This is a genomic window from Mycobacterium simulans, from assembly GCF_900232995.1.
GTDB lineage: Bacteria > Actinomycetota > Actinomycetes > Mycobacteriales > Mycobacteriaceae > Mycobacterium > Mycobacterium simulans.
Genome location: NZ_OCVX01000004.1, coordinates 98,051 through 123,457, shown reverse-complemented (window position 1 = coordinate 123,457; position 25,407 = coordinate 98,051). Strand labels below are relative to the sequence as shown.

Genomic DNA, 25,407 nt, shown 5'->3' with positions numbered 1-25,407 from the left:
ACGGCGGGGAATTGCATTGATCGAGAGGGGGATTGGAATGGCACAGCTGGAGCCGTCGCATCCGGCGACGACCTATTTCGCGGAGCGGTTGCAGGAGTTGGCCTCGGCCACAAACGTGCGGGTGCACGACGACAGCGGGCATGTACGCAGGATGACCCCGTTGCGGCTGCAGAAACTACTCAAGGAGCAGGCGCCGGACCTACCCGTGTCTCAGACGCAGATCTATCGCTACTACCACGGCGAGGCGGCGCCGCGACTGGACGTGGTCTGGGAGCTAGCGCATTTGCTCGGTGTGTCACCCCGCGACTTCCTGCCGGAATAACGCCCGTTAGCTGACGCGTTCCGCCAGCGTTGACTTTCCGGGGCCAGAGAGCTCGGCGAGCACTTCTGGCCTGCCGGCCATCGCCATCATTAGGGCTTCGCCCGGGCCGGTTACATCCGGCCCGCGGCCGTACGCCCAGTCGATATCGGTGGCGCGTAGTCGCAAACCTTTGATTCGTCCTCGGGCACCAAGCCTGGGGTTCTTCGGCAAGAGTTCGAGGACGCGCTCGAGCCGCTCCGCCGGGATTGAGCGGGGCTGCTGTAGCGCTCGCCGGATGTCTTGGTGGTGGATCGTGCCGTCGATGAGGGCGATCATTCCGCCGAAACCCGCTGTCAGACCACGAGGTTGGAGGTGGCGGTCGACAAAGTCAAGCAACTGCTGTGGGCTTAGCGAAGCGAATTCATCGACACCCACTTGGTTCGCCCGGACGATCCGGCCTTTGACAAAGCGTTTGAGCAGCCCGACAGCGTTGAGCTCTTCGTAGCTGAACATATGCGCGACAACATCTTTGACGCTCCACCCGTCGCAGAGGCTGGGCGATTCCCACTGTTGGGGGGTGAGGGTAGCCAGAAATGCCGCGAGGTCGGACCGCTCGGCACGGGCCATGTCCATCAGGGTTGTTGCTGGCCCGTTTCCTGTCGGGGTCATGGTCGCACCTCGACGCCGAACAGTCCGGCGTACCGGCGCAGGTACAGTGGCCACCCGGCCTCGCCGTCGACGCCGTCGGCGACAGACTCCCAGCCGGCGCCGTGTCGGTCGAGGTGGCGGTGCTCGAGTTCGACGCGTGTTGTTTCGGCGGATTCCGGGGTGAAGCGGACTTCGACTTCGCTGGTCTTGGAGAGATCGGTTTCGGGCTGCCAGGTTGGGCTGATGTCCCAGCTGAACACCACTCGGATCGGGGGGTCGTAGACCAGCACGCGCGCCCATCGGCATACGCTGCCGTCAACGCCACGGTCGTAGATGTGCCCTCCGGCGCGGCATTCGAATACTGTTTCGGCGATCGGAGCGGCGAGCAGGTTGTGTTCGCGGGGCTTGAAGTCGCCGAAGCGAGCGGTGAATACGGCGAAGGCGCGCTCGATCGGGGCGTTGACCACAATGTGGTGTCGGATCGCGTGGGTTCGCGGACGTGTCATGCGCCGTCTCCTTCTTTATCGATGATCTGCGCGTAGGCAGTTAGGGCCTGTGTCCAGAACCGGTCGAGGTCGGCGCGCAACGCCTGCAGGCCCGTCGGGTCAAGCTGGTACATGCGACGCGTGCCCGTGGCGCGGTCGCACACCAGCCCGGCGGACTTGAGCACCTTCAGGTGCTGGGACACTGCTGGCCTACTGACGGGCAGGTCACGGGCCAATTCACCGACGGCCAATGGGCCGTGCGCCAGACGTTCCATGATGGCCCGCCGAGTCCCGTCTGCCAGGGCCTGCCATGCCTCACTGGTACTTTGGTAAGTGAACACTAACCGTAAGTATAGACTTACGGATGGAACCGATCAACGCTCAGTTTGGCTAAGAGATGACCCGTGATTGGCTTGGGGGTCTTGAGGTTCCAGAGTCCGGCGACGATTTGGAGGTTGTGGTTGGTGCCCCGAAGCTGATTGGCGCTGCGTGACCATTCGGGTCAACTCTTAGCTACCGGGCGAGCATCTGATCGCATCGAGTCGACACCTGACCCGGTCGATGTCGTCCAGGGAGGGCATGTCCTGCGTGATTCGCGTAATCGCCACCCCGATATCCGCGGTGGTAATCGGCCAACTTCGATGCGCAATGAGTTCGCTTGTGAGGGTATTGATTTCGTCGTCGGATGGCCGTCGTCGCGACAGGGCGACCAACGGCACATAACCGGTGACCGGCATCCAGGTGGGGTAGCCGCCGCGCAGAAAACCGACAAAATTCGACACCCGCCGGGTCAAATCCATAGATCCACCTCGCTAACGCCGCCGCGATCAATCAACGGCGGTTAGCGCCGCGGGTAGCAACTTAACAGCGAGGACATCGCCAGACCGCCAGCGCCACACGTCGTTGCAAATTCGTTAAAGCACAACGCCCGTCACCGGACGCGCCGCTAACGGTGCGGAACGCGTTGGGCGTTGGTCACGTCGGCGGTGACAATGGCCTGGGCCGCCACCCGGATGTCCGAAGCATGAGTGTGGTAACGGTCCGCGAGTTGTTCCCCGCTCATTTGGAGCTTCGCCAAGTATTGGGTGAGCGCAATGCTGAACACCGCTCCTGCTGCCCCGTACGCGCCGACTGAGGCAACCAGGGACGGATCGGGTTCGCAGGACGCCATCACTTCGGCCGCCAGCCCATCGTTGGCGTCGCCAAACGCCGTTACCTTGGCCGCGTCAATGGACATTGGTTGCGTCATGCGCTGTCACGGCCCCCTTGATTCGCAAACCGAAATCGCTCGTCCAAGATTACCTGTGTTGTCGCTGTTGCGCCGTGTTAGCTACGTTGTCGGGGTGGGGACATCGATCGATGCTGCCCTTGCGGCCTTGAAGGCGTTGCTGGGCACGGGCGATCCGGTGTCTCCCCGCGTCCCCAATCTGCCGGCCGACTCGCCGCCCTGGCCGCCCTGGGCCGGTGCGCTGTCGGACGCGGCGAAGGTCAAAAGCGCCGACTTGGATGGCCAGCGCAAGCGCCTGTACACGCAGCAAGTCAACGCCTACCCGATCATCACCGGCGCGGGCCAGACCCTTCTGCATGCCCGCAAGCAGATGGACGCGGTCATTGCGGCCTGGCAGGCGGACAAGCTAAGCCTCGGCCGGTTAGCGAACACACCGCAGGGACAGCGGGCATTGCTGGCCGCCGGACAGATAAGACTCAATGAGGCCGCTGGGGTAATCCGGGACGCGATGCAGGAATTCAGCCGAGCTGCACAGCAACTCACCGCGATCGCCGACGACTTTCCCCTTACCCCCGGGCAGGGGCGGACGGCCAGTCTGGAGATGCCGCAACTGCCCCCGGACGGGACAAGTGCCCAAGACGTCGAGAATTGGTGGAATTCGTTAAGCCAGGACGACAAAGAGAGGCTTATCGCGGCGCATCCGCAAAAGTTGGGGAACTTAAACGGCATTCCCGCGGCAGTGCGCGACCCGGTCAACCGAGCGGTGCTGAACGATGACTTACACCGCGTGCAGGACATCGCCAGGCTCAATGGTGTCGACCCCAGGGCGGTGATCGGCGACCCCGGCAAGTACGGGTTGTCGGCCGACGATGTCACTCGTTACACCAATGCCGTCCGAACTGCCGAAGGACTCGAGCATGATAGGACGTGGACCGCGGACGGCCAAAACAATGCCGACCGACCCGTCATGTTGTGGGCATACGACCCCTTGGCGTTTCAGGGTAGAGGCAAAGCCGCCATCGCCATCGGTAACCCCGACTGGGCCCGCAACACCGCGGTCATCGTCCCGGGCACCGGTAGCAGTGTGAAAGCGGGTTGGCTTGCCGGAGGGCGTAACGACGCCGCTGTGCTCTACGACCAGACCGGGCTCGCGGATCCGGATAGCACCTCGGTAATCGCGTGGATGGGCTACGAAACACCGGATAGCTTTACCGACCGTGACATCGCGAACACGACGTTGGCACGCCAGGGTGGCGACTTGCTGGCCGCCGATGTGAACGGTTTGGGGGTAACGCACAATGGCCCTGCGAATATCACGGTAATCGGGCATTCATACGGATCGACCACGGTGGCCGATGCGTTTGCCAACAGCGGCATGCGTGCCAACAATGCGATATTGCTGGGATGCCCAGGCACCGATCTGGCGCGAAGCGCCGCCGATTTCCATCTGCCCGAAGGTGGTCATGTCTATGTCGGGGCCGCCTCCACGGATCCCATTAGCTGGGTCCCCGAGATGGGTTCGACGCTGCAGAACTATCTCAACGACAAACTCGGCGACCTGGTGGGTGCCTCGGCAGGTCTCGGATCTGACCCCGCCTCGGACGGTTTCGGGTCAATACGCTTTCGTGCCGAAGTCCCCGGCGCCGACGGCCTGGATCCCAGCGATCATTCGTACTACTACACCGTCGGCAGCGAATCGCTGCGCAGCATGACGGACATCGTCACCGGCAACCCCGGTCGCCTCTTCGAGGACAACTTGATTGCCGAAGGCCGCCACTTGCCGCACCTAACCACCCCCAGTCAGGTCAACATCCCGGGACTTGGCAGGGTTGAGCTACCCCATATCGACGTTCCGTTGCCGGGTTTGGGCGGGATCGATATCGAGCCTGAATCAATCCGCGGCGGCGTCACCAGTAGTCACCAGTACCGGCCCTAAGTTTCAGCACGGAAAATAAAACTGGCACAAGGATTTTCGAGGCAGGCACGGCGCGCCTCGCCCGCGATTGCCCGCTCCGCTTCCTAGTATTGCCGGGTGATGGATCGCTACGGAACCGACGTGCTTGCCGGGGGAGGGCGGCGCAAGCCTCGCTCGGTCGAGCACCCTGTCGAGCTCGGCATGGTTGTCGAGGACGCACAGACCGGCTACGTCGGCGCCGTGGTGCGGGTTGAATACGGCCGCGTCGACCTCGAAGACCGCCACGGTCGCACCCGCGGCTTCCCGCTAGGTCCCGGCTACCTGCTCGACGGTCGCCCGGTAATTCTCACGGCGCCCCGCCGCGCGGCACCCGCTGGCCCGACGCGAACGGCGTCGGGATCGGTCGCCTTGTCCGGTGTGCGAGCCCGGGTCGCCCGCGCCAGCCGGATCTACGTCGAGGGCCGTCATGACGCCGAACTCATCGCACAGGTCTGGGGCGAGGACCTGCGTGTCGAAGGTGTCGTGGTCGGGCATCTCGGTGGAATCGACGACCTGGTGGACATCGTGGCCGAGTTCGCGCCGGGCCCACAAAACCGGCTCGGCGTGCTGGTCGATCACCTTGTCGCGGGTTCGAAAGAGGCGCGCATCGCCGATGCGGTGCGCCGGGGACCGGGCGGCTCGAACACGTTGGTCGTCGGTCATCCCTACGTCGACATTTGGCAGGCGGTAAAGGCGCAGCGAGTCGGTCTGGCCGCCTGGCGAACTGTGCCGCGGAACATAGAGTGGAAGCACGGTGTGTGCGAGGCACTCGGCTGGCCGCACGCCAACCAGGCGGACATCGCCAACGCATGGCGGCGCATCCGTTCGAAGGTTCGCGACTGGAACGACCTGGAGCCGGCCTTGATCGGCCGGGTCGAGGAACTGATCGACTTCGTGACGCGGCCAGCTGGCTAACAAGCCCACTGCCCGAACCGGGCGCCAGCCGTCCGACGCCATTTTTGCCCCGTGGTGTAGATCACTCACGTCTGGCCGTCACAAAACGGGACGAGCCGTGCACTAAGGCGACGAAGCATCGCGGATTCGTAGCCAAAGAATCTCGCGGTCCATACCTGAGCGGCGAAAGGGGGTGAATCCTTGTCCCACGAACTTCTCTTCTCCGAGATCGCCACGAGCTCGACCTTTGCCTTCTTCCGAGCTGACAGTTCCGAGTGAACAGAGTGCTCATAGCAACGCAGTGGGCATAGCCCGCACGCCATCGGCGCCTGCCGGTGGTGTGCGGGCTTTCGTATGCCAGCCGGTGGCAACATATTTCGGTGTTGAGCCAGCGCCGGGGCCATTTCCCCGACCCGAGCGTCGCCATTGTCATGTTTCGATCATGTAAATCAATTTTTTGCGCCGTCACGTTTCGGTACCTACCGAGCACTAACGCCTGAAACACCCGTCGCTTTTTTGCAGATTCGGAGGAAATTCATGACGGACGTGCTTGTTATCGACGCTGAGGGCCTGGACCGGCTGTCGTGCACCGCCAAAGCCGACCCCAGCAGTGGCAAGAAAACCCTGAAGGCCAAGACGGTTTGTGAGGCCGGGTTCCGCAACATGACTTACGTGCGCGACCTGGCACCGATGCTGGTCGGCGAACCGCCCGCATTATTGGGTGACGACTCAGCTCCCAACCCTTCGGAAACAACGCTGGCCGCTTTGGGGTCGTGCATCTCGGTCGGCCTGCTGGCCAACGCCACGCATCGTGGTGTGACCCTTACCAAGATTGAGGTCGAGATGGAGGGTGACATCGACATTTCCGCCGTGTGGGGGGTTGGCGACACCCCGGATGGCAAGGTCCTCGGCTTCACCGCGGTCCGCTGCAACGTGACCCTCGCCGGGGACGCCGACGACGCAACACTCAAGGAGATCCACGATAACGCGATCGCGTGGTCGCCCGTGGTGAACACCTTCCGCCGCCCGGCAACGGTCGACTCGACCCTGTCCATCGGCTAGGCAACCCGACGTGACGCAAACCAGGATGCACCTCGCTGAGGTCATCAAACTCGCGCGGCTGGAAAAGGGACTCAGCTGGGCGAAGATCGCGGAAGCAATCGGCAAGGACAAGGTGTGGACCATTTCCGCACTACTTGGCCAGCATCCGCTCACGGCCAACGATGCCCAGACCGTCACGGCCCTGCTCGACCTCGGTGACGATGCCGTCACGGCGTTGCAGCTGGTCCCCAACCGCGGAAGTGATCCATCGGTATTGGCGGATCCGACGATCTACCGATTTCATGAGGCGCTCTCGGTCTACGGGCCGGCGCTCAAGGAGCTGATCAATGAGGAATTCGGCGACGGGATCATGAGCGCGATCAACTTCCGGATGAGCGTCGAACGTCGCACGGATCCGCATGGCGATCGGGTGATTGTCACCTTCGACGGCAAGTTTCTCGACTACACATGGAACAACACTGAACAGGAGGTGTCGCCGTGACCGCGACGATCGATGCCGCGATCGGCCTGCTCGATTCCGAGCTACTGGCAGACATTCGTGCCCATGCCGGCGCGTTGGACCGCGGCGAGCTCACCAGCCGCCGCAGCTTTGCCGCTCTTGGTGCTGCCGGCCTGCTCGGGGTGGGCGCCCCGGGTAACGCCGACGGCAGGTTGCAGCAGATGGCCGAAGTGATCCGGCTAATCTCTGGGGAATGCATGAGCACCGGTTTCTCGGTATGGGCCAACCGGATGACGATCGAGTACTTACTCACGGCGGCAACACCACTTGGCGAGGTCGCCGCCAAACCCCTGTTGGCGGGGACCACGCTGGGAGTCACCGGCATGGCCGCCGCATTCAAGGACGCCGCCGGCTGCGGCAGCCTGGAGCTCACGGCCGCACGGGTCGCCGGCGGCTACCAGCTGAGCGGTTCCATCAGGTGGGCCAGCAACCTGTACCAGGATTCGGTCATGGTCACCGCGGCACGCACCGAGCGTGGCGACAAATTGATCGTGGCGCTGCCGTTGAACACCCCGGGTATCACCCTGGGTGATCACTTCAAGCTGTTGGCGATGGACAGCACGGCCTCGTCGTATCTGGAACTGAAGGACGCCTACATCGCTGACGAGCAGGTGTTGACGAGTGACTTCGATGGGTTTATCGACGCCGTTCGTCCCACTTTTCTGGTCCTGCAAGCGGCCATGTGCATCGGGCTGGCCCGAACCACGTTGATACAGGCCAAGATTGGGCTGACCGGAGTCAACTCGGTGTTCGCTCCCGATGTCGAGTTGATCGCGGGCAAGGTGGCGTTGGCGGAGACAACCTTGGCCAGCCTGGCCGGGGCTGTCGGTGGGCCGCGTCCGCCGAGCAAGAGGGAATTGCTGTCGCTGCGGCTTACTGCAGCCGAGATCGCCAGCACCAGCGCGGCATTGGAGATCCGTACCGCGGGCGGCAAGGGTTACGCGAGCAAAACGCCGGCCAGCCGGCGATACCGGGAGGCGGCGTTCATTCCCGTCCAGTCGCCGTCCGAGGCCCAATTGCGTTGGGAACTAGGCGGGTGCCCCTGAGCGACGGGCCGGGTCAACGATGACCCCGGTCTCGGTTCCTCCCGAGCCCGCAGCCGAGCTCATGGTCGGCGGTATCCCGCTGGCCAGCTTGGTGCGCGACTACCACCGGCCGATGGTGAATTTTGCCTGCACAATGGTGAATTCACCGACGGTGGCCGAAGAAGCTGTGCAAGAGGCATGGCTGCAGGTGCTCAAGTCATCGGGCTCGTTCGAAGGTCGTTCCTCGGTGGCAACCTGGTTGTTCGGGATCGTCAAGATCACCGCATCGCGGCATCGGCGCCGGGAGTCGCGGATCCGCGAGCACGAGGTGCTGGCCACCGTGGATACAGATGCAGCTGACCCGCTGTCCGGCCGCATGCATCCTGCCGGCCATCCCGATGCCGGACACTGGAGTGTCCCGCCGTCGAGGCGGTTCCTGCCGGAGGACCAAACCGTGGCACAGGAGTTGGTCGGGGTCGTGCGCGCAGCGCTGGATGCGCTGCCGGTGCGGCAACGACAGCTGATCATCCTCCGTGACCTCGTCGGCACGTCCGCCGAAGAGGCGGCCGAAATTCTTGAACTCTCCGCCGAAGCGCAGCGCGCTCTGCTGTATCGCGCCCGAGGAAACCTTCGAAACGAATTGGAAAAGCGGTATCAACGATGACCGTCTACGACAACACAGTTCCCGCGATCGACTGCGTCGACTTCGTTCGACTCGTCGACGATCTTGTCGACTCCGATCCGCAGCAGTGGGGCCCGATCGTGGCCAGACACCTCGAAGAGTGCCCTCCCTGCCTGATCTATCTGCAGCAGATGCTCGACCTCAAGATCCTGCTCAACCACGTTTTCGACGGGGAGAAGCTCACTGATGAGCACATTACGGGGGTCATCAACGCGATCAACACCCTCAGGAAAGGCCACGATCGATGAATGCTCCTGAAGACCAGATGTGGACGATCGGCGGACCCGTCGATGCAGTAGCGATGCGCCACACCATGGCCGCCTTCCCGTCCGGTGTCACCATCTTGACGACGCGATTGGGGGAGCGGTCGGTCGGCATGACCATCAGCTCGTTCGCCTCGGTGTCCATCTGCCCGCCGCTGCTGCTGCAATGCGTCGCGCGCGGTGCGGGCAGCCTTCCGGCGTTCCGCATCGGTGGTTCAGTGGCCGTCAACATCCTGGCACGTGACCAGGCCCACCTGGCCCACCGATTTGCGAGCAAGGTCGAGAACCGTTTCGAAGGAGTCGAATTCGACACCGACGACAATGGCTGCCCAGTTCTTGCTGGCGCCGCTGCTTCCGTAAGTGGTTTCATAGACCGGATTTACGACGCCGGAGATCACGTCATCCTGCTCATTCGCGCCTGTGTGGTTCGTCGGGATGAGACGCTGCCGCTGCTCTACTACGCGGGACGGATGCACGACTGGATGGACACTGTCGGTTCGATGGTGGCTTCGTAAGCCGCGCAGAGCTTTCCGCGCTTCGCCGAAGGGACAAATCTATGTCGCAGCCCGCCGCGGCTCAACGATGCCTTGAAGAGCCGCCAGTCATCGACCCCGTCATCGAGGATCCGTTTGAGCCGCTCAGCGTCCAAGCCATGGTGTGCCGTATCGCCGACATGGCGATCCAGAAAGCCGCGCACCCGTGGGCATTTCTGACGCGCTCGGTGGTTGGCGGTGCGATGGTGGGGTTCGGGACGCTGCTGTCCTTGGTTGTGAGCACAGGGGTGAGCACACCCGGAATCGCCAGCCTGCTGATGGGCCTGGCGTTCGGTATGTCGTTCGTGCTCATCCTGGTCTCGGGGATGTCGCTGATCACTGCGGACATGGCTGCCGGATTCCTCGCAGTCATTCAGGCCCGCATGAGCTGGGCCGGCTACTTGCGGCTGCTCGTCGTCGGTCTAACCGGAAATCTTGTTGGCGTCCTGACGTTTGTCACGGTGTCGGCTGCTGCCGGCGGCCCGTACCTGGGTGTGTTCGCCGCGCGAGCCGCAGCCGTGGGCGTCGAGAAAACCGGCCAACCCTTCTGGACCGCGTTCTTGCTGGCGGTGTTGTGCACGTGGTTCCTGCAAACGGCCATGTGCTTGTACTACAAGGCTCGCAGCGATGTCGCGCGGATGGGATTCGCATTCTATGGTCCGTGCGCGTTCGTCATGAGTGGAACTCAGCACGTGGTGGCCAACGTCGGATTTCTTGCTCTTCCCATGTTGCTCAGCGCATTTCACGCTTCATCACCACACACCGCGATTGGTTGGGGATTGGGGAGTCACGGATTGCTCACGAATATTTGCGTCACTGGCGCTGGCAATCTCGTCGGCGGCACTCTCTTCGTGGCCGTGCCGTTTTACGTGATCGGACGCCTTCAGCCGCAGGGGATAGCCGGCGCCGCGACATAGCCACCCGTCGTTACAACCGTCGTCAAGAAACGTAACCGGTATCGCACGATGAGCGTAGGGCCATTGGACTCCAACCGCGGTCGTCAAACGTCCCTACCGAGCAGGTAGCGACGTCTTGTAGCGTTAGTCGACAGCCGTGGAGTGCCACCATGGGGTCGATGCAGGGAGCGGGAAATGGCAGATACGACAACAAAATACGGAATCGTGGTCGGCATTGACGGGTCGGCGGAATCCGACGCCGCCGTCGCCTGGGCAACCCGTGAAGCCGTCATGCGCCGAACGTCCCTCACCCTGCTGCACGCGGTCGCCCCCGTGGTTGTCGGTTGGCCGGTGGGCCGCCTCTACGCGGACATGCCCGAGTGGCAGAAAGACGCCGCACAGCAGGTCATCGAGCAGGCCCGCGAGGCGCTCGCCGGCAGCCTGGGTGAATCCGAGCCGCCGGAAGTGCGCACCGAGACGGTGTATTCCGATCTCGTCCCGACGCTCATTGAGGCTTCGAAGCAAGCCTCGATGATCGTCGTGGGTAGCCAGGGGATGGGCGCTCTAGGTCGGATGCTGCTGGGCTCGGTGAGCACGGCGCTGATTCATCATGCGCACGGCCCGGTGGCGGTGATTCATTCCGGTGAAGGGGCGGCTCGAGACTCCACCGCACCCGTGCTCGTGGGCATCGACGGATCGCCGGCGTCAGATGCCGCGACGGCGTTGGCATTTGACGAAGCTTCCCGCCGCGGCGTAGATCTTGTGGCACTGCACGCCTGGAGTGACGTCGGCGTGTTTCCGGTTCTCGGGATGGACTGGCGCGACCGCGAGAGTCAAGGTGAGGAAGTCCTCGCGGAACGCCTGGCGGGCTGGCAGGAGCAGTATCCGGATGTTCATGTTCGTCGATCGCTGGTGTGTGACCGGCCCGCCCACTGGCTGCTTGAGGCATGTGAAGCTGCCCAACTCGTCGTGGTCGGCAGTCGCGGCCGCGGCGGATTTCCCGCCATGCTGCTGGGTTCGGTCAGTTCTGCCGTGGCTCACTCGGCGAAGATTCCCGTGATCGTGGTCCGGCCCTAGGAGGTCTTTGGTCCCATCGGATAAGGCCTTTCGATAGGCGCGTTGGCCGGCAGTGGTTTTATAGCTTGACGCCATGACCTATGTGATCGGCAAGGAGTGCGTGGACGTAGCCGAAAAGTCTTGCGTGCAGGAGTGTCCCGTCGACTGCATCTACGAAGGTGCCCGAACGATGTACATCAACCCCGATGAGTGCGTTGACTGCGGCGCTTGCAAGCCCGCATGCCGTGTCGAGGCGATCTACTGGGAGGGGGATCTGCCCTACGACCAGCGCCAGCACCTGGACGACAACGCGGCATTCTTCCGCCAGACTCTGCCGGGCCGAGACGTCCCCCTCGGCTCGCCGGGCGGCGCCGCCGGTGTGGGCCGAGTCGGTGTCGATACACCCTTGGTCGCAGCCATGCCTGCACGCGACTCGTGACTAGCCGGCAGATGCATTGCAGAGTAAGTCGCTCAGTGGGCTAATTGAGGTTAGGTATGACGTAGGGAGAAACGAAATGCCGGCAACCGACACGACCTCCACGAAACAGTACGGCGTTGTCGTCGGCGTCGATGGCTCACCCGCATCGAACGCCGCCGTGAGTTGGGCGGCCCGTGACGCCGCAATGAGAAACATTCCGTTGACGGTGGTCCATGTGGTGAACACCGACGTGGCGACGTGGCCGCCAATGCCGTACCCGGGTACGTGGGCGGTTTGGCAGGAAGATGAGGGGCGCAAGGTAATCGCCGCTGCGGTCAAGATTGCCGAAGAGGCCGCCGCGCCGGACCACACGCTCACCATCAATAGCGAGATCGTGTTTTCAATCCCCGTGCCCACCATGGTTGAAATGTCCGCCGAGGCCGAGCTGATGGTCGTGGGCAGCTCTGGTCACGGAGCGATAGCCCGGGTTTTGCTCGGTTCGGTCAGTTCGAGTGTGGTGCGGCGCGCAAATTGTCCGGTGGCGGTTATCCACGACGAAGATCCGTTGATGCCGCATCCGCAGCACGCTCCGGTGCTGGTGGGCATCGACGGGTCGCCGACCTCGGAGCTCGCGACGGCCGTGGCCTTCGACGAGGCGTCGCGCCGCGGTGTCGAGCTGATCGCTTTGCACGCGTGGAGCGACCTCGACTTGGTCGAACTGCCGGGGTTGGACTGGTCGGCGGTTAAGGACGAAGCTGAGCGCAGTCTCGCCGAGCGTCTGGCGGGCTGGCAGGAACGCTACCCGGACGTGACCGTGTGCCGAGTGGTCGTTTGCGATCGGCCGGCGCGACAGCTTGTCCAACGGTCGGAATCCGCTCAGCTGGTCGTCGTGGGCACGCACGGCCGCGGCGGTCTCACCGGCATACTCCTCGGTTCGGTGAGCAACGCGGTCGTGCACTCCGTCCGGATGCCCGTGATCGTCGCGCGACCTTCCTGAGCTCCTTGGGCTAGCGCGAACAGACACAAAATCGCCCCGGAACGCGCGATCCAGGGCGATTTTGTGTCTGCTCGCGCCGGTTAGGCGACCACGCGGAATTGTTGTGCCGTCGGATCGGCGGGATCGGGCAGCGTCATGCCCGCCTCGACACCCGATCGCAGGTAGTCGATGACGCCGTCGTTGAGGCATTCACCCGGCACAACCGCCGGAATGCCGGGTGGATAGGGGGTGATCTGTTCGGCGGCGATGCGGCCGACGGCGTCCGCTGCGGGAACCAGTTCGCTTGGTGCGAAGAACGCATCGCGGGGCAGTTGGACCGTTTCAAGTTGCAGTTGAGCTGGCGACGGCAGCTGTATCGACGGCGGCCGCTCGAATTCTCGTGCGGCCACCCGCCATCGCGTCATCGCATCCACGAGTCGGTCCGCGGTGCGCTTGTCGTCGGCGAACGACATTGTCGCCAGGATGCGACGGTGATCGCTGAGGCCGAGGTCGATTTGGCAGTTTTCCCGAAGCCAGTCTGCGGCCTGGTATCCCGATGTTCCGGTTGCCGAGATGTCCATCAATACCTGAGTCGTGTCCAGGTCACAGGACGCCTCCTTGCCGAGCAACTCCTCCTCAAGGATCATTACGTCGGCGAGCTCGGCCAGACACGACCTCAGATAGCCGGCCAGCTCCAGCTCGGCAGTCAGCAGATCGTGGCCCTGCTCGACCATCTGGCGTCGCCAACCGTCCAGGGCGGCATAGACCATCACGTTGGGGCTGGTGGTCATCAGCAGATCGGCGCACGATGACAGCCGCATGGGATCGACAAGATCAGCCTGCAGGTGGAAGACGGATCCTTGCTCGAATCCGGCTCCCATCTTGTGCACGCTGACCACACAGACGTCGGCGCCCGCGTCCATCGCCCAGGTCGGCAGATCTTCGTGGAACGGTAGGTGCGCCCCCCAGGCCTCGTCGACGATCAGCGGCTTGTTGCGCTCGTGGCAGACGTCGGCGATGGCCGCGATGTCGGCGCAGGTGCCATACGGGCTAGGACTCACAATCAGTGCTCCGGCCGCGTCGGGGTGCTGGTCCCACGCGGCCCGAACCTGCTCTGGCGACGGTGGGTGCGAGAAGTGGCGCTGGCTGTCCCATCTCGGCGTAATCCACAGGGGGAGCACCCCGGAGAAGATCAGGCCGGCGACGATCGACTTGTGGCTATCTCGAGCGACGAGGAGACCGCCCCGGTCGCCGCCCGCCACGGCCAGCATCGCTGCCTTTACCGACAGCGAGCTGCCGCACGTGGAGAAAAATGCGGTGTCGGCGCGGACCGCATCGGCCATCAATTCCTCTGCCCGCGCGAGGTATCTACCGCGAGACAACCGATCGTCAAGCCCGCCGGTGGCTAGCACGTCATTGCGAAACGGATCTTTGCCCAAGATGGCCAGGACGCGGTCGTCGGCGCCAGCACCCTGGCGATGACCCGGCGGTGAGAAGCCGTATCGGTTGTTGCGATGGTAGTCGAGCAACGCGTCCAGCAGCGGCGCCTGCGACTGATCCATGATCAATCGAGTACCCGCGGACCACGGGCCGCAATCCGGCGTTTGCCGCACAGTATCGCGGGTATCAACCCCGGTATGGTCGACCAGCCCGCAAGCACCGCATGGTGCCATCGACCACACCGATCTCAGCGCGACCCCTCCTACGAGTCGTAAATCCGTTCTGCGTGAAAGGCGAGATGGACGAGCGGCGACTACTCGCGGAACGCTATCCGCCACAAGTACTTCGGCAATACGCCCTGCTGGCGGACGGAGAACGCGGCGTGGTCGTCGGGCCGCGGGGTGACTACTGCTGGATGTGCTTGCCACGCTGGCACAGTGGCGCGGTGTTCAATTCGCTGCTTGGTGGCCCCGGCGTATACGCAGTCGCTCCAAATCGACCCCGTTTCGTATGGGGTGGAAACTACGAACGGCGGTCGCTGATTTGGCGTTCGCGTTGGGTCACCACCGAAGGGATTGTCGAGTGCCGCGAGGCCCTGGCCTTGCCTGGCGACCCGGGCACTGCGGTGTTGCTGCGGCGCATCCACGCTATCGACGGACAACCGCAGTTGCGGGTCGCGCTTGACGTACGCGCCGAGTTCGGCGCTTACGCAATGTCGAAAATTGCGGTCTCGGACGGGGTGTGGACCGGGAGATCTGGCCCGTGCCGATTCCGCTGGACGGGGGCAGCTTCCGCCAAACTGGGCCACGACGGTTCGCTGCAGGCGGTGCTGGACGCAGTTCCCGGACGGGACCACGACCTGGTTCTCGAGCTTTCCGACAAAGAACTAGATGGAGATGTCATACGCGCCGAGAACGCGTGGCATGTCACTGAAAGTGCTTGGGCGCAGGCGGTTCCAGCATGCACGGACAGCCTCGCCGACGTCGACGCCGAGGTCGCCTACGCGGTGCTGCGCGGCCTGACGAGCAGCGACGGGGGAATGGTCGCCGCGGCGACGACGTCGTTACCGGAACGGGCCGAGCAAGGGCGTAATTACGACTACCGGTACTGCTGGATCCGCGACCAGTGTTACGCGGGGGAAGCGGTCGCCGTCGCGGGCGCATATCCGTTGCTCGACGACGCCGTCCGGTTCGTCAGCGAGCGAGTCCTGGCCGACGGCCCAAACCTCAGGCCGGCATATTCGGTAAATGGCGAACCGCCGCCGGAGGAACGCGACCTCGAATTGCCCGGTTACCCCGGTGCTCTGGCCAAGAGCGGCAACCGGGTAACACATCAATTCCAGCTCGACGTCCTCGGCGAGGCGCTGCTACTGCTTGCCGCGGCAGAGCGCCACGACCGTCTCGACAGCACACACTGGCAGGCGGTCCTGACATTGGTTCGGGCCATTGAACAACGTTGGCGCGAGCCCGATTCCGGTATCTGGGAACTGGACGCACGATGTTGGGCGCATTCCCGGTTGACCTGCGCGGCGGGGCTGCGCAGCATCGCCACGGTGGCCCCGGCGCGGCTGGGCGCCGCGTGGCAGCAGCTGGCCGAGCGATTGGTCACCGACACTGCGGATTGTTTACATCCAAGCGGCAGGTGGCAACGGGCGCCGGCCGACCCACGCGTCGACGCGGCGTTACTGCTGCCCGTGGTCCGTGGTGCGGTTTCAGCGAACGATCCGCGTAGCGTCGCTACCCTCGCTGCGGTGCGTTCGGAGTTGACCGAGCAAGGTTTCGTGTATCGCTTCCGTCCGGACCACCGCCCCCTCGGTGAGGTTGAGGGGGCTTTCCTGTTGTGCGGGTTCCTGCTGGCGCTGGCCGAGCACCAACAGGGGAACGACCTGGCCGCCGTTCGATGGTTCGAACGCAGTCGCACGGCTTGCGGCCCGCCCGGGCTGTTCGCGGAGGAGTTCGATGTGGAGCAGCGGCAACTGCGCGGCAACCTCCCGCAGGCCTTTGTCCATGCGCTGCTGTTTGAAACCGCACATCGTCTGGTCGGCTAGCGACGACGGCCGGCGGGTGGTTTGCGGTAGTGGCAGTCGGGTATGCACCAGCGGTGCGCGCTTTGATAGGGCGGGTGTGGCGTCGCAGTCTGATGTACCGCGTTCTCACGCTTAATGGTTACGTCGCGTTCAATCTGCCGCGGGCCGTGACCGCCGCGGGCGGTCTACTCCTCGTCGGTCTGGTTGTGGCGCACTTATACGTTTGGGCGACGGCAACCGCTGTGCCCGCATACTTTGCCGGTTATTGTGCGCTGTTGATAACCAGTTGTCTGCTGGCGATAGTTGCGATGGGGGCTGGTTTCAATCCTGTTCTGCCGCAACGTGGTTGGCAATTGGGCACCATGGTCGGCGTCGTCTTTCTCGGCCTATACCTGGCGAGCAGGGCGGCCAGCATGCCCGGATTGGCGGACTTGACCGGCAGCTGGGACTTGGCTCCAGGGACGTTCGCGGCTGCCTGCGCGGTGGGATTCATCGGCTTGCACATGTCGATTGTGTTGGGCATCAATGTGGCCTATCCACGACGGCGGAATTGGTATGGCTGACGGGTCGCTGGAAGCCTGACATGACTACGCTCGATTACCCGGTCTGGCTGCGCATCGATCACTGGCTGAATCTGCTATTGATCACACTGGTCATGCGCAGTGGAATCGAGATCCTGTCCACCCACCCCAAGCTGTACTGGAATGACGACAGTAAGCCCGGTACCGAATGGGCGCGGTTCACTCGCAAGGTGATGCCCACCGACAGGCTGTACGACACGCTCGATGAAGAGGAGGACTACCACCCGCTGATTTCGTTGCCTGGGCGCAAGCAGCTCGGAATGGGCCGCCACTGGCACTTTTTCGGGGTGCTCGGCTGGATTCTGGTCGGACTGTCGTACTACATCCTGCTGTTCGCGACCGGTCAATGGCACCGGTACTGGCCCTACTCATGGTCGATCTTTGCCGAAGCTTGGAACGACATCGTCGCCTATCTGTCGTTCAACCTGCCGCCACTGCTGCCCGACGAACCGTTCGACGCCATCCAAAAGTTGACCTATGCGGGGGTGATTTTTCTCCTCGCTCCGTTCATGATCTGCACCGGTGCCGCCCAGTCCCCGGCGATCGAAGCCCGGTTTCCCTGGTACGTCCAGTTGTGGGGCGGGCGCCAATCGGCGCGCAGCCTGCATTTCTTGGGGCTGGTCGCGTTCCTGGTCTTCATGGTTATCCACGTGTCGATGGTGTTCTTCTGGGGCTGGGGCCGGCTCAACGCTGCGATGATCTTTGGCGCGGTACGAAGCATCTATTTGGCGACTGCGGTTTCGTTCGCGATCATCGGCGTGGTCATCGCCGTCCACGTGGCGGCGACAGTATGGAGCCTTCGCCGGCCCCAATCGGTGCAACGAGTGCTCGGCGCCGTGATCAACGGTGTTCGGCGTATTCTGTTGCGGCCGTTGAATTCCCGGCAAAACTATCCGGTACGCAAACTCTCCGAAGAACATCGCGTCAACGGCAAGCCACCGACAGCCATCGCCTACAAGGTGATGGCGGTGCACAACTTTGTGGATTGGCGTCTGCGGGTCGGCGGACTGGTCGAACGGCCGGTGACGCTGGACCTGGCGGCCCTGCGAGCTCTGGCAGACCGGCAGACACAGCGGGTCTTGCACAACTGCGTGCAGGGCTGGAGCAGTATCGGCGAATGGAGCGGGGTTCCGCTGGCCCGCCTCGTCGACCTGGTGCGGCCCTTGCCGGAGGCTCAATACATCTGCTTTCTCACCATGCAAAACAACAGCACCGACGAACCCAGCGCACACGGGGGCGGCCAGTTCTACGAAGTTCTGGATCTCGAACTGGCCTACAAGCCCCAGACCCTGCTCGCCTATGAAATGAATGGCAAGCCGTTGCCGATCAAGCACGGTGCGCCGCTGCGGCTGCGGGTGGAAACCCAAGTCGGATTCAAGATGGCCAAATGGATCAACCAGATCGAGTTCGTCGACGACTATTCCGGCATCGGCCATGGACGGGGTGGCTGGCGTGAAGACAACGTTTACTACGACAAAGACGTGGAGATCTGACGTGGGCCAGGAAACAATGGTGCGCTCTGAGCTGATCGGTCTGGATGCCGCCGCGCGCAACCGGGTGCTGCGCCAGGTCGCCGCGAAGGACGGGCATTGCGGGTGCTGTGGTGCAATGGATTTCGATGTCGGGGATGCCCTCTACCTCGGCTTCTTGTTTCTCGACGAAGACGCGGACGCCTATCTGGTGGCCCTGACTTGCCGCAATCCGGCATGCACGGCACCGCGGACGGGGATCAAGTTGCGGGGCGAGGAATTTCTTACCGACTCCAGATGCGGCGGCGCCGCGGGCCCGCGCTCTCGGTGATGCGAGGTCGGGAGAGTTTGAATCGATCGATGACGGTCGATACCTCGTTGAGTTCGTGGCGCAGGTTCTGAAACCCGACTTCGTCGGCTGCGTCGAGCAAACCCAGGGAGCTATAGTGCACCAGCCGCCGTAGCCGGCCGGCCAGCACGGTACCCCACCTGATGCTGAAATCGTAGATTTGGTCTTCGGTCACGGAGTCCTGCTGTGCCAGTGCCCGCAACTCGGTGAGCTGTTCATTGAGCAATTCCATGTCGTCGTCGACGCCAATCGCCCTCGGGTGCTCAGGTACTGCGCTCATGACCACTCCTGATCAGTTCTGCGGCGTCACAGCTGCGGCTTGGCCACGCTGACCAATTACGGCTCACCTAGTGGGCGAGATATACCCGGTTTCGCCCAATTGCCATGCCGGACAGGGTGTGACCATGCTCAATTCGTGCGCCCTTCTCGCGGCGGGATACCCGTGCGAACGGCGCGCTACACGTTCCGGGTGCGGCCTCAGGCAGCCGTCGTGGCACCGGATTGCCTGACACCGAAACGGGTACCCGGGCCTGCGGGGCCATTGTCGACGAAGTCTCGACTGAGCCCCTAACGAGCCTGTGCCCAACGAGCCTGTAAGGAGCTGCCGGTGGCAGATGCGTCCGAGATCAGCGCCGACGTGGCTGGTCGCGCGCGGCAGGACGCTGACGAATGCCGCGGCACAGACACCCGGCCCGGATGCCGACTGCCGGAACGGTCGAAGGGTACAGGGCCTGCTCACCATGGTGTTGGGAGTGTTGGGCACCCACAAGTTGGCGCGAACCTTGACCAAGGCTGCGGGTGACTGGCGTTGACATGCCGCTCCTGTCTCGATATGTGGGTGGCCACGTTGTGTGCCATCGGGTTGATCTTCGCGCCCCGGCTAACGCGTCTGATCACGGGCACCTTCACTACATTGGCGGGCGACGACTGTCTTCACCTCGGCGACGGGATGGCGCAGCGGTCTGCCCAGGGATTGAGCCAGCACACCACGAAAGGTGCTAAGAACGCGCGATCATGACCCCAGCAAAATTCCTGGGTGCAGAGCACTACCTGCCCGACGATCACGCGCTGCGTTCCCTTGAGCAGGCGGCGCGCAGCTGTCGGGGTTGTGTCCTGTACAAAAACGCCACCCAGACGGTCTTTGGTCACGGCGAGTGTGATGCGCCGCTCATGTTGGTTGGTGAGCAGCCCGGTGATCGTGAGGACGTGGAAGGACTTCCGTTCGTTGGTCCGGCCGGTCGACTGCTCGAGCGTGCGCTCGACGAGGCCAATATCGATGTCGGGCTGACCTATCAGACCAATGCCGTCAAGCATTTCAAGTTCAGCACGGAGGGCAAGCGCCGGATACATCAGAAACCGGGGCGGACCGAAGTCGTTGCGTGTCAACCCTGGCTGATCGCCGAAATTGAGGCAGTACGGCCAAAAGTGATCGTCTGTCTCGGTGCAACAGCCGCACAATCCTTACTAGGCAATGCATTTCGGCTAACCGCCCATCGGCGTGAGCATTTGCACCTGCCAGCAACCCTTGGCGTAGAAGTAGATCCAGAACCGGTCGTCATGGCCACCGTTCATCCATCGGCGATCTTGCGTGATCGCAGTGCAGGCCGTCGCGAGAGCTACCGGTTATTCGTCGACGACCTGCGGAATGCGAGCGCCGGCATCGAACTTGAAAGACGTTGACGTCGGCCGATACTCGAACGACTCAGCCAGACACACGGTTTCAGCCAGTTCATCGCCGCTTGACCCGGCTGACCCAAGTCATCGCTGGGCTCGACGGCGGGCCCACTGGGCGGCCGCAGCAGTGCTTGCCAGAGTGAGACCCGACACAAGAGTTCGAGCGTGCCGCGACGCCCACGACTGGCCACTGTGTGAATGCGAACGGTTGTCAAAGACTCCGTGCGCACCGTGGTCCTCGCCGCCGGGTCCATCCAGCGGCTCCCATAGGTTTGCGGGCCGATCGGGACTGACCGGCTGGTCCGTCTGCTGGGAGTCATATACGGTGCGAGCCAGATAGCGGTCGAGCAATCCGGGTACCAAACGTTGAGCCACGATGGTTCCGGCAGTGCTGGCACCGACCCAATATTGCTTGCGGCGAGGATGATCCAGCGCGTAGACGACTCCACGAGCGGCGACTTCGGGCTGATATATCGGGGGAACCGGCTGTGGGTGATTGGTCATACGCGACCGCACCCATGAGAACTGCGGAGTGTTGACCGCCGGCATCTGTACCACGGTGATCCGAACGTTGCTGTGTTCGTGCATCAGCTCGGTGCGCACCGATTCGGTGAACCCGTTGATCGCGTGCTTGGCCCCGCAATAGGCAGACTGCAGGGGTATGGCGCGGCTGCCGAGCGTCGAACCTACCTGCACGATCACACCAGAATCACGTGTGCGCATGCGATTGAGCGCGGCCTTGGTGCCGTACACGTAGCCCAGGTAGCTCACCTCGGTCACTCGGCGGTACTCATTCGGCTCGATGGCGGTGAACGGCGCGAACAATGACGTGAACGCCACATCGATCCATGCGTCGATGGGGCCAAATCGTTGCTCGACTTGACGTGCCGCCCGCTCCACCGCGCCGAAATCCGCTACGTCAGTGGGAATCGGAAGCGCCTCTCCGCCTGCGGCCCGCACCTCGGCTGCCGCGGCATCCAAACCCGCCTTACCACGGGCAAGCAGTCCGATGCGGCTTCCGCGCTGTGCCAGCAAGCGTACGGTAGCCCGTCCGATGCCGGCGCTCGCGCCCGTCACCACCACCACCTGCGGAGTTTGCCGTTTTTGTCGCCGCAACCCGGCCTCCGGCCATCCGCTGACGATTCGTCGAAAGGTCTCGCCCAGTTGGGCTATCGCTTCGCCGAACTGGTCACCGAGTGCTCTGGCCGTACTGGGGACACTGGGTCGAACCGGGTACATCGTCGGTACGTCAGACGCAGACATGAGTGCTCCCCATTGCTCGGCGATATCGTCCGACTACCCCCGGGATATTTGCATAAACATTTGCTCGCCGGCCACTGACATCTGGGCCTGCCCGGCACGGCACGTCATGTTCACGTCATGTTTCGGGACAACGAACGTGGGTAGTTGACAAGAAATCGCGTGTGGCTGTGGCGCGCTAAGGCTGCGAGATCCTACGAAGGGGGTGCATGACTCTGCCGAACCAACAAACCGGCGAGCGGATCGCCGATGCAAGCACCCAATCGCCGAAGAGCAGTGATTATGGCAGTCGCCGTCGTGGATTGGTGAACTGGGCACTGGCGTTGCTAACGGTTCCGGCGGCGCTGTTGGTCATGATGTTTGCGATCGGCGCGGCGATGAGCATCGCCGCGTGTAGTGGGGCGCAATGCCCGCACTTGGGGCCGAGTGGCATCGTTTATGGCGTGTTGCTTTATGGCGCACCGGTGGTGGCCGCGTTGACAATCGTTGTCTCCTGTTTCGCCGCGTTCCGTCGGTTGGGATTCCTTGTACCAGTGTCTGGTTTTGCCTTGCTGCTGGCCGATGTCGTGGCGACGGCAATGCTGTTTAGGACCTAGATGCCGAAAAGACTCGAAAATGCCGGTGCCGCATAGGGTCCGATGACGCAGGCGAGTCGCATACAAAGAGACCCGCAACTCGGCTTCCTCATCGGTGATCGGTGGCGGCTCAGGCGCATCGTGGACCGATGAATGCCCACGACCGTGCAGGCGCGGCGCTCTGACACGCCGAACCGGTCGCGCAACGCCGTGACGGCGCAGCGCTTGCGGTTCGGGGTTAGAATTTTCCAGTCGCCACCTCGCGCAGAGCGTCTTTTCCACCTCAGCGTCGCCGAGCATCCGCTCGAGCTTCGCGTTCTGCTCCCGCAGTTCCCAAAGCTCCTTGGCGGCATCCACATCCATGCCGCCATAGGCGCCGCGCCAGTTGTTCAGCGTCGCTGCTGACACCTCCACCTCTGCAGCGATCTGCTCATTGGTCTTGCCCGTCTCGGCCAGTCCGGCAAGCTATGTGATTATCGTCCCTTCCGACCCCACACCGCACAGACGCTAAAAACAAGGCGGACTCACCTACCAAGGGCACATCAATGAGACAAAATGTCTCAGCGTATCTACTACTTATGCCGCGAAGTGCGCAAAATGTCCGTACCGAACGGACAGGGGTGCCACAAGGTGGCAGCTTTTTCGTTACCAATTTGCTACCCCCCTGGTAACTTACCGCGATGTGTTCTGGTCTGGATCATCAACGGTCATCGGCGTTGTGTCGTTATTGCTCTGCGGCGGAGTAATTTTCGCGCCATCGGCGCATGCCGACGCCAACTTTGACTATGAGGGCGACCAGAGCCAGTACGAGCAGTTCTACACCCCGCCTGACCCGCTGCCGCCCGGCCGTCCTGGCGACTTGATCCGTGCCGAGCCGTCGCGCTTGGTGCTCGAGCCGTCCGGGCAGCTGGGTGCGATCATGGCGACCGGCACCCGCATCATGTACCGCAGTACCGACGCGCGGGGCAATCCTATTGCGGTGACCGGCACATACTTTGAGCCCGACAATCCGTGGCCCGGCAGTGGGTCGCGGCCGCTAATCAGCTACGCCCCGGGCACCCAGGGGCAAGGCGATCAGTGCGCACCATCGCGGATGTTCAACCAAGGCATCCACTGGTCTGCGTGGCTCGACTTCATGGCCAATTACGAGGAGACCTTCGTTGCGACCATGGTGGCCCGCGGGTTCGCGGAAGTGATGACCGACTATGAGGGACTGGGTACGCCGGGCGTGCACACCTATGTGAACCGGCTGGCCGAAGGGCAAGCAGTCCTTGATGCAGCGCGCGCCGCCCAGCGGCTGCCCGGCACGTCGCTGGACCCACGGGGTCCGGTCGCCTTGTGGGGCTATTCGCAGGGCGGCGGGGCGACGGCTGCCGCGGCCGAACTCGCCGCCGCCTACGCCCCGGAACTGCATATCGTGGGAACGTATTCTGGTGCGCCGCCGGCTAATCTGGCCGAAATGTTGCCGTTTCTGGACGGCAATGTAATGGTGGGCGTTGTCGGCTACGTGATCAACGGCTTCGTCTATGCCTACCCAGAGTGGGCGGGCGCGATTCACGACCGGATGACCCCGCGCGGTGAAGACCTACTCGCCAAGACTCGGCACCAGTGTGCCGGCGAAAGCGGACTAAAGTTCATGTTGCGGCATCTGCAGGGCTACTTCACCGAAGATGTGGAGCAGCTGGCCGTCGAGGAGCCCTTCAAGACCTTGTTCGATATGCAGCGGATCGGGCGCCTCAGGCCCAACGCGCCAGTGTTGATCGATATCAATCGGTACGACCCACTGGTGCCCTGGGCCCAAGCGAATCAGCTTGGCCGCGACTGGTGCGCCCAAGGAGCCGACGTCCAATTCTGGACCAACGAGCAGCCGCCGTTCCTCAATAAGGCCAGTGTCAACCACGTGCTGGCGGCGTGGGTTGACGGCGAGCGCGGCATGCAGTGGATAGCCGACCGATTCAACGGCATTCCCACTACACCCAACTGCGGCCAGTTTTAGTTGTCGATTCTCGCCAGCCGAGATGCGGCTGTGTGCCGCAGCCCTGGCCGCCCAGCCCCAGCGGTGACCGAGCCGCGGCGGTATCCGAAACTCGTTCTGGACGAACGTATTTCGGTCTCCGCCATACTCGGGTCTTATATAGAGAACGTACTTCCGAGGCGACGAGGCCGCCCCGCATCACTGGCGTAGGGTCCACTTCATGTGCCCAGACGTGGCTGAACTCGGCCATCAGAACGCCCAGAGTGCGCCGGCAGCGCCTTGGCATGTCGGCCAGCGCAACGAATACGTGTTGACCAAAGACTGGCCCGGTGAGCACGAGCGACTAAGCCTGCTTGCCTCGACCGTCGATGCGCTGAGCATTGCCGCTATTCGTTCCGCAGGATTCAGGCGAGGTTGCCGCAGCCTGGACATCGGAGCGGGGTCTGGCTCCGTGGTTGATTGGTTAGCGCGCGAGGCCGGCGATTTGTCGCTTGTCACCGGTACGGACATCGACACCCGTCTGCTGACGCCGCTGGCAGATGCGGGCATCCAGATTCTTCGGCACGATTTGGTTACCGACGACTTCCCCGCCGGCTGCCCACATCCGGCGAGCTTCATCCTCCACAGTCTGAGCGTGATTTCGAAACGACCCGACCACAGATCCGATGTGACCGACCTGCCCCAAAGCCCCGGCCGCCCACCCCCTCCCCTTTCCGACCCCAACCCCCGGAACCACCCTGGCCTGGCCCACCCCCGAGGGGCCGGTTCCCCCCCCACCACAACCGCCCCCGCCCCCCGCCGCCCCGCTGCCCCGGTGCAGCAGCGGCCCGGTCCCACCCGCCCAGGGCAGGCCGGTCAGCACCAGAAAGCCGATCAGCGCGCCGGTCCATAGACCCACCGGGCCGTGCAGATCGCGCCAAAAGCGCCGTCCTCGCCCCGACAGGCGCGGCCAGAATGTACCGCCGGCGCGCCAGCCCCCACGCGGCCACCACAGGATCATGCCCGTCGCCAACAGGACTAGCGCCCAGCAGGCGGCCAGCTCGACCAGCCGCTCGCCAAATATCCCCAGCAGCATCGAGCGGTGCATGGCATCGGCCCAGCCGACCAGCGTCCGGTCATAGACCACGCTGCCCAGCAC

General features: G+C 63.4%; 31 protein-coding genes and 1 pseudogene. 22 read left to right on the top strand and 10 right to left on the bottom strand.

From position 1 onward, the window contains the following. The first annotated feature begins 37 nt into the window (after positions 1 to 37). A complete protein-coding gene (locus MSIMFI_RS28280) occupies positions 38 to 322 on the top strand; it encodes a helix-turn-helix domain-containing protein (RefSeq protein WP_224770296.1) in 285 nt (94 codons plus the stop codon). Positions 323 to 328: 6 nt separating this feature from the next. Here MSIMFI_RS28280 and MSIMFI_RS16810 read toward each other — a convergent pair whose 3' ends face one another. The 5 genes from MSIMFI_RS16810 to MSIMFI_RS16790 all read right to left on the bottom strand — a co-directional run bounded on the left by MSIMFI_RS16810 (position 329) and on the right by MSIMFI_RS16790 (position 2,671). After that, on the bottom strand, positions 329 to 970 hold the full coding sequence (locus MSIMFI_RS16810; protein WP_191498317.1) for a maleylpyruvate isomerase family mycothiol-dependent enzyme: 642 nt from the start codon (positions 968 to 970) through the stop codon (positions 329 to 331). Next, entirely contained in the window at positions 967 to 1,455 is a 489-nt protein-coding gene (locus MSIMFI_RS16805; RefSeq protein WP_186243480.1) for an SRPBCC family protein, read from the bottom strand. Before MSIMFI_RS16805 ends, MSIMFI_RS16810 begins: the two co-directional genes overlap by 4 nt. After that, the gene (locus MSIMFI_RS16800) at positions 1,452 to 1,775 is read right to left on the bottom strand and encodes an ArsR/SmtB family transcription factor (protein ID WP_186243479.1); all 324 of its coding nucleotides are present in this window, start codon (positions 1,773 to 1,775) and stop codon (positions 1,452 to 1,454) included. The genes MSIMFI_RS16805 and MSIMFI_RS16800 overlap by 4 nt, the downstream gene beginning before the upstream one ends. 168 nt (positions 1,776 to 1,943) lie before the next feature. Then, positions 1,944 to 2,234 carry a DUF3349 domain-containing protein gene (locus tag MSIMFI_RS16795; protein ID WP_186243478.1) on the bottom strand — a complete coding sequence of 97 codons (291 nt, stop codon included), beginning with the start codon at positions 2,232 to 2,234 and terminating at the stop codon, positions 1,944 to 1,946. 146 nt (positions 2,235 to 2,380) lie between these two features. Next, positions 2,381 to 2,671, bottom strand: a complete 291-nt coding sequence (locus MSIMFI_RS16790) for a hypothetical protein (RefSeq protein ID WP_186243477.1) — start codon at positions 2,669 to 2,671, stop codon at positions 2,381 to 2,383. A gap of 106 nt (positions 2,672 to 2,777) precedes the next feature. Between MSIMFI_RS16790 and MSIMFI_RS16785 the strand changes: the two genes are divergently transcribed. From MSIMFI_RS16785 to MSIMFI_RS16730, 12 genes are all read left to right on the top strand, one after another. Then, the gene (locus MSIMFI_RS16785) at positions 2,778 to 4,598 is read left to right on the top strand and encodes an alpha/beta hydrolase (RefSeq protein ID WP_224770295.1); all 1,821 of its coding nucleotides are present in this window, start codon (positions 2,778 to 2,780) and stop codon (positions 4,596 to 4,598) included. Positions 4,599 to 4,694: 96 nt separating this feature from the next. Beyond that, positions 4,695 to 5,531: a DUF3097 domain-containing protein gene (locus MSIMFI_RS16780; protein WP_191498316.1), complete on the top strand. Its 837-nt coding sequence runs from the start codon at positions 4,695 to 4,697 to the stop codon at positions 5,529 to 5,531. 516 nt (positions 5,532 to 6,047) lie between these two features. Continuing rightward, entirely contained in the window at positions 6,048 to 6,572 is a 525-nt protein-coding gene (locus MSIMFI_RS16775; RefSeq protein WP_085250131.1) for an OsmC family protein, read from the top strand. Between the two features lie 25 nt (positions 6,573 to 6,597). Further along, the gene (gene cynS, locus MSIMFI_RS16770; RefSeq protein WP_191498571.1) at positions 6,598 to 7,053 is read left to right on the top strand and encodes a cyanase; all 456 of its coding nucleotides are present in this window, start codon (positions 6,598 to 6,600) and stop codon (positions 7,051 to 7,053) included. Beyond that, positions 7,050 to 8,117 (top strand): acyl-CoA dehydrogenase family protein, encoded by a 1,068-nt coding sequence (locus MSIMFI_RS16765; RefSeq protein WP_191498315.1) that lies wholly within the window; start codon positions 7,050 to 7,052, stop codon positions 8,115 to 8,117. The genes cynS and MSIMFI_RS16765 overlap by 4 nt, the downstream gene beginning before the upstream one ends. 19 nt (positions 8,118 to 8,136) lie before the next feature. Further along, entirely contained in the window at positions 8,137 to 8,760 is a 624-nt protein-coding gene (locus MSIMFI_RS16760; RefSeq protein WP_191498314.1) for an RNA polymerase sigma factor, read from the top strand. Then, on the top strand, positions 8,757 to 9,026 hold the full coding sequence (locus tag MSIMFI_RS16755; protein ID WP_186243472.1) for a hypothetical protein: 270 nt from the start codon (positions 8,757 to 8,759) through the stop codon (positions 9,024 to 9,026). Before MSIMFI_RS16760 ends, MSIMFI_RS16755 begins: the two co-directional genes overlap by 4 nt. Beyond that, the gene (locus MSIMFI_RS16750) at positions 9,023 to 9,556 is read left to right on the top strand and encodes a flavin reductase family protein (protein WP_085250136.1); all 534 of its coding nucleotides are present in this window, start codon (positions 9,023 to 9,025) and stop codon (positions 9,554 to 9,556) included. Before MSIMFI_RS16755 ends, MSIMFI_RS16750 begins: the two co-directional genes overlap by 4 nt. 41 nt (positions 9,557 to 9,597) lie before the next feature. Further along, positions 9,598 to 10,491, top strand: a complete 894-nt coding sequence (locus tag MSIMFI_RS16745) for a formate/nitrite transporter family protein (protein WP_191498313.1) — start codon at positions 9,598 to 9,600, stop codon at positions 10,489 to 10,491. Between the two features lie 174 nt (positions 10,492 to 10,665). Continuing rightward, positions 10,666 to 11,547, top strand: coding sequence for a universal stress protein (locus tag MSIMFI_RS16740; protein WP_191498312.1), 882 nt, complete (start codon positions 10,666 to 10,668; stop codon positions 11,545 to 11,547). 73 nt (positions 11,548 to 11,620) lie between these two features. Beyond that, complete coding sequence (fdxA, locus tag MSIMFI_RS16735; protein ID WP_191498311.1) at positions 11,621 to 11,965, top strand: ferredoxin; 345 nt, start codon at positions 11,621 to 11,623, stop codon at positions 11,963 to 11,965. 76 nt (positions 11,966 to 12,041) lie between these two features. Further along, on the top strand, positions 12,042 to 12,941 hold the full coding sequence (locus MSIMFI_RS16730) for a universal stress protein (protein ID WP_191498310.1): 900 nt from the start codon (positions 12,042 to 12,044) through the stop codon (positions 12,939 to 12,941). Positions 12,942 to 13,021: 80 nt separating this feature from the next. Here the strand turns inward: MSIMFI_RS16730 and MSIMFI_RS16725 are convergent, their stop codons facing one another. After that, on the bottom strand, positions 13,022 to 14,482 hold the full coding sequence (locus MSIMFI_RS16725) for an aminotransferase class I/II-fold pyridoxal phosphate-dependent enzyme (RefSeq protein WP_191498309.1): 1,461 nt from the start codon (positions 14,480 to 14,482) through the stop codon (positions 13,022 to 13,024). 176 nt (positions 14,483 to 14,658) lie between these two features. Between MSIMFI_RS16725 and MSIMFI_RS16720 the strand changes: the two genes are divergently transcribed. The 4 genes from MSIMFI_RS16720 to MSIMFI_RS16705 are packed head-to-tail and all read left to right on the top strand — an operon-like array spanning position 14,659 to position 18,767. Continuing rightward, on the top strand, positions 14,659 to 16,407 hold the full coding sequence (locus MSIMFI_RS16720) for a glycoside hydrolase family 15 protein (RefSeq protein ID WP_191498570.1): 1,749 nt from the start codon (positions 14,659 to 14,661) through the stop codon (positions 16,405 to 16,407). 53 nt (positions 16,408 to 16,460) lie between these two features. After that, the gene (locus tag MSIMFI_RS16715) at positions 16,461 to 16,949 is read left to right on the top strand and encodes an oxidoreductase (protein ID WP_224770294.1); all 489 of its coding nucleotides are present in this window, start codon (positions 16,461 to 16,463) and stop codon (positions 16,947 to 16,949) included. A 20-nt stretch (positions 16,950 to 16,969) separates the two neighbouring features. Further along, positions 16,970 to 18,460, top strand: coding sequence for a molybdopterin-dependent oxidoreductase (locus MSIMFI_RS16710; protein WP_191498307.1), 1,491 nt, complete (start codon positions 16,970 to 16,972; stop codon positions 18,458 to 18,460). 16 nt (positions 18,461 to 18,476) lie between these two features. After that, positions 18,477 to 18,767 (top strand): hypothetical protein, encoded by a 291-nt coding sequence (locus MSIMFI_RS16705; RefSeq protein WP_191498569.1) that lies wholly within the window; start codon positions 18,477 to 18,479, stop codon positions 18,765 to 18,767. On the opposite strand, the gene MSIMFI_RS16700 is transcribed toward MSIMFI_RS16705, so the two are convergent. After that, on the bottom strand, positions 18,721 to 19,065 hold the full coding sequence (locus tag MSIMFI_RS16700; RefSeq protein ID WP_191498306.1) for a hypothetical protein: 345 nt from the start codon (positions 19,063 to 19,065) through the stop codon (positions 18,721 to 18,723). The genes MSIMFI_RS16705 and MSIMFI_RS16700 overlap by 47 nt on opposite strands. Positions 19,066 to 19,399: 334 nt before the next feature. Here MSIMFI_RS16700 and MSIMFI_RS28275 point away from each other — a divergent pair, with 334 nt between their 5' ends. From MSIMFI_RS28275 to MSIMFI_RS16690, 3 genes are read left to right on the top strand one after another with little or no spacing between them, the layout of a single operon-like run. Then, positions 19,400 to 19,597, top strand: coding sequence for a hypothetical protein (locus MSIMFI_RS28275; protein ID WP_224770292.1), 198 nt, complete (start codon positions 19,400 to 19,402; stop codon positions 19,595 to 19,597). Positions 19,598 to 19,617: 20 nt separating this feature from the next. Next, positions 19,618 to 19,803, top strand: a complete 186-nt coding sequence (locus MSIMFI_RS28270; protein WP_263597421.1) for a DUF1360 domain-containing protein — start codon at positions 19,618 to 19,620, stop codon at positions 19,801 to 19,803. Further along, positions 19,797 to 20,465 (top strand): UdgX family uracil-DNA binding protein, encoded by a 669-nt coding sequence (locus MSIMFI_RS16690; RefSeq protein ID WP_191498568.1) that lies wholly within the window; start codon positions 19,797 to 19,799, stop codon positions 20,463 to 20,465. Before MSIMFI_RS28270 ends, MSIMFI_RS16690 begins: the two co-directional genes overlap by 7 nt. Before the next feature lie 78 nt (positions 20,466 to 20,543). Here MSIMFI_RS16690 and MSIMFI_RS16685 read toward each other — a convergent pair whose 3' ends face one another. Then, positions 20,544 to 21,722 (bottom strand): SDR family oxidoreductase, encoded by a 1,179-nt coding sequence (locus tag MSIMFI_RS16685; protein ID WP_224770290.1) that lies wholly within the window; start codon positions 21,720 to 21,722, stop codon positions 20,544 to 20,546. Positions 21,723 to 21,928: 206 nt separating this feature from the next. Here MSIMFI_RS16685 and MSIMFI_RS16680 point away from each other — a divergent pair, with 206 nt between their 5' ends. Next, a complete protein-coding gene (locus MSIMFI_RS16680) occupies positions 21,929 to 22,315 on the top strand; it encodes a hypothetical protein (RefSeq protein ID WP_224770289.1) in 387 nt (128 codons plus the stop codon). Between the two features lie 285 nt (positions 22,316 to 22,600). On the opposite strand, the pseudogene MSIMFI_RS29745 reads toward MSIMFI_RS16680, so the two are convergent. Continuing rightward, positions 22,601 to 22,750: pseudogene (locus MSIMFI_RS29745) on the bottom strand (transposase); the annotation flags it as partial. A 253-nt stretch (positions 22,751 to 23,003) separates the two neighbouring features. Between MSIMFI_RS29745 and MSIMFI_RS16670 the strand changes: the two are divergent. After that, a complete protein-coding gene (locus tag MSIMFI_RS16670; RefSeq protein WP_449870942.1) occupies positions 23,004 to 24,290 on the top strand; it encodes a lipase family protein in 1,287 nt (428 codons plus the stop codon). Between the two features lie 442 nt (positions 24,291 to 24,732). Here MSIMFI_RS16670 and MSIMFI_RS28995 read toward each other — a convergent pair. Beyond that, positions 24,733 to 25,407, bottom strand: a 675-nt coding sequence (locus tag MSIMFI_RS28995) for a PepSY domain-containing protein (RefSeq protein ID WP_263597420.1), incomplete at its 5' end; no start/stop codon positions are given.

Bases quoted from the DNA above. Each gene is read 5' to 3' on its own strand.
- MSIMFI_RS28280 (WP_224770296.1), top strand. From the start codon at position 38: ATGGCACAGCTGGAGCCGTCGCATCCGGCGACGACCTATTTCGCGGAG.
- MSIMFI_RS16810 (WP_191498317.1), bottom strand. From the start codon at position 970: ATGACCCCGACAGGAAACGGGCCAGCAACAACCCTGATGGACATGGCC.
- MSIMFI_RS16805 (WP_186243480.1), bottom strand. From the start codon at position 1,455: ATGACACGTCCGCGAACCCACGCGATCCGACACCACATTGTGGTCAAC.
- MSIMFI_RS16795 (WP_186243478.1), bottom strand. From the start codon at position 2,234: ATGGATTTGACCCGGCGGGTGTCGAATTTTGTCGGTTTTCTGCGCGGC.
- MSIMFI_RS16790 (WP_186243477.1), bottom strand. From the start codon at position 2,671: ATGTCCATTGACGCGGCCAAGGTAACGGCGTTTGGCGACGCCAACGAT.
- MSIMFI_RS16775 (WP_085250131.1), top strand. From the start codon at position 6,048: ATGACGGACGTGCTTGTTATCGACGCTGAGGGCCTGGACCGGCTGTCG.
- cynS (WP_191498571.1), top strand. From the start codon at position 6,598: ATGCACCTCGCTGAGGTCATCAAACTCGCGCGGCTGGAAAAGGGACTC.
- MSIMFI_RS16760 (WP_191498314.1), top strand. From the start codon at position 8,137: ATGACCCCGGTCTCGGTTCCTCCCGAGCCCGCAGCCGAGCTCATGGTC.
- MSIMFI_RS16755 (WP_186243472.1), top strand. From the start codon at position 8,757: ATGACCGTCTACGACAACACAGTTCCCGCGATCGACTGCGTCGACTTC.
- MSIMFI_RS16750 (WP_085250136.1), top strand. From the start codon at position 9,023: ATGAATGCTCCTGAAGACCAGATGTGGACGATCGGCGGACCCGTCGAT.
- MSIMFI_RS16745 (WP_191498313.1), top strand. From the start codon at position 9,598: ATGTCGCAGCCCGCCGCGGCTCAACGATGCCTTGAAGAGCCGCCAGTC.
- MSIMFI_RS16740 (WP_191498312.1), top strand. From the start codon at position 10,666: ATGGCAGATACGACAACAAAATACGGAATCGTGGTCGGCATTGACGGG.
- fdxA (WP_191498311.1), top strand. From the start codon at position 11,621: ATGACCTATGTGATCGGCAAGGAGTGCGTGGACGTAGCCGAAAAGTCT.
- MSIMFI_RS16730 (WP_191498310.1), top strand. From the start codon at position 12,042: ATGCCGGCAACCGACACGACCTCCACGAAACAGTACGGCGTTGTCGTC.
- MSIMFI_RS16725 (WP_191498309.1), bottom strand. From the start codon at position 14,482: ATGGATCAGTCGCAGGCGCCGCTGCTGGACGCGTTGCTCGACTACCAT.
- MSIMFI_RS16720 (WP_191498570.1), top strand. From the start codon at position 14,659: ATGGACGAGCGGCGACTACTCGCGGAACGCTATCCGCCACAAGTACTT.
- MSIMFI_RS16710 (WP_191498307.1), top strand. From the start codon at position 16,970: ATGACTACGCTCGATTACCCGGTCTGGCTGCGCATCGATCACTGGCTG.
- MSIMFI_RS16705 (WP_191498569.1), top strand. From the start codon at position 18,477: ATGGTGCGCTCTGAGCTGATCGGTCTGGATGCCGCCGCGCGCAACCGG.
- MSIMFI_RS16700 (WP_191498306.1), bottom strand. From the start codon at position 19,065: ATGAGCGCAGTACCTGAGCACCCGAGGGCGATTGGCGTCGACGACGAC.
- MSIMFI_RS28275 (WP_224770292.1), top strand. From the start codon at position 19,400: ATGCGTCCGAGATCAGCGCCGACGTGGCTGGTCGCGCGCGGCAGGACG.
- MSIMFI_RS28270 (WP_263597421.1), top strand. From the start codon at position 19,618: ATGTGGGTGGCCACGTTGTGTGCCATCGGGTTGATCTTCGCGCCCCGG.
- MSIMFI_RS16685 (WP_224770290.1), bottom strand. From the start codon at position 21,722: ATGTCTGCGTCTGACGTACCGACGATGTACCCGGTTCGACCCAGTGTC.
- MSIMFI_RS16680 (WP_224770289.1), top strand. From the start codon at position 21,929: ATGACTCTGCCGAACCAACAAACCGGCGAGCGGATCGCCGATGCAAGC.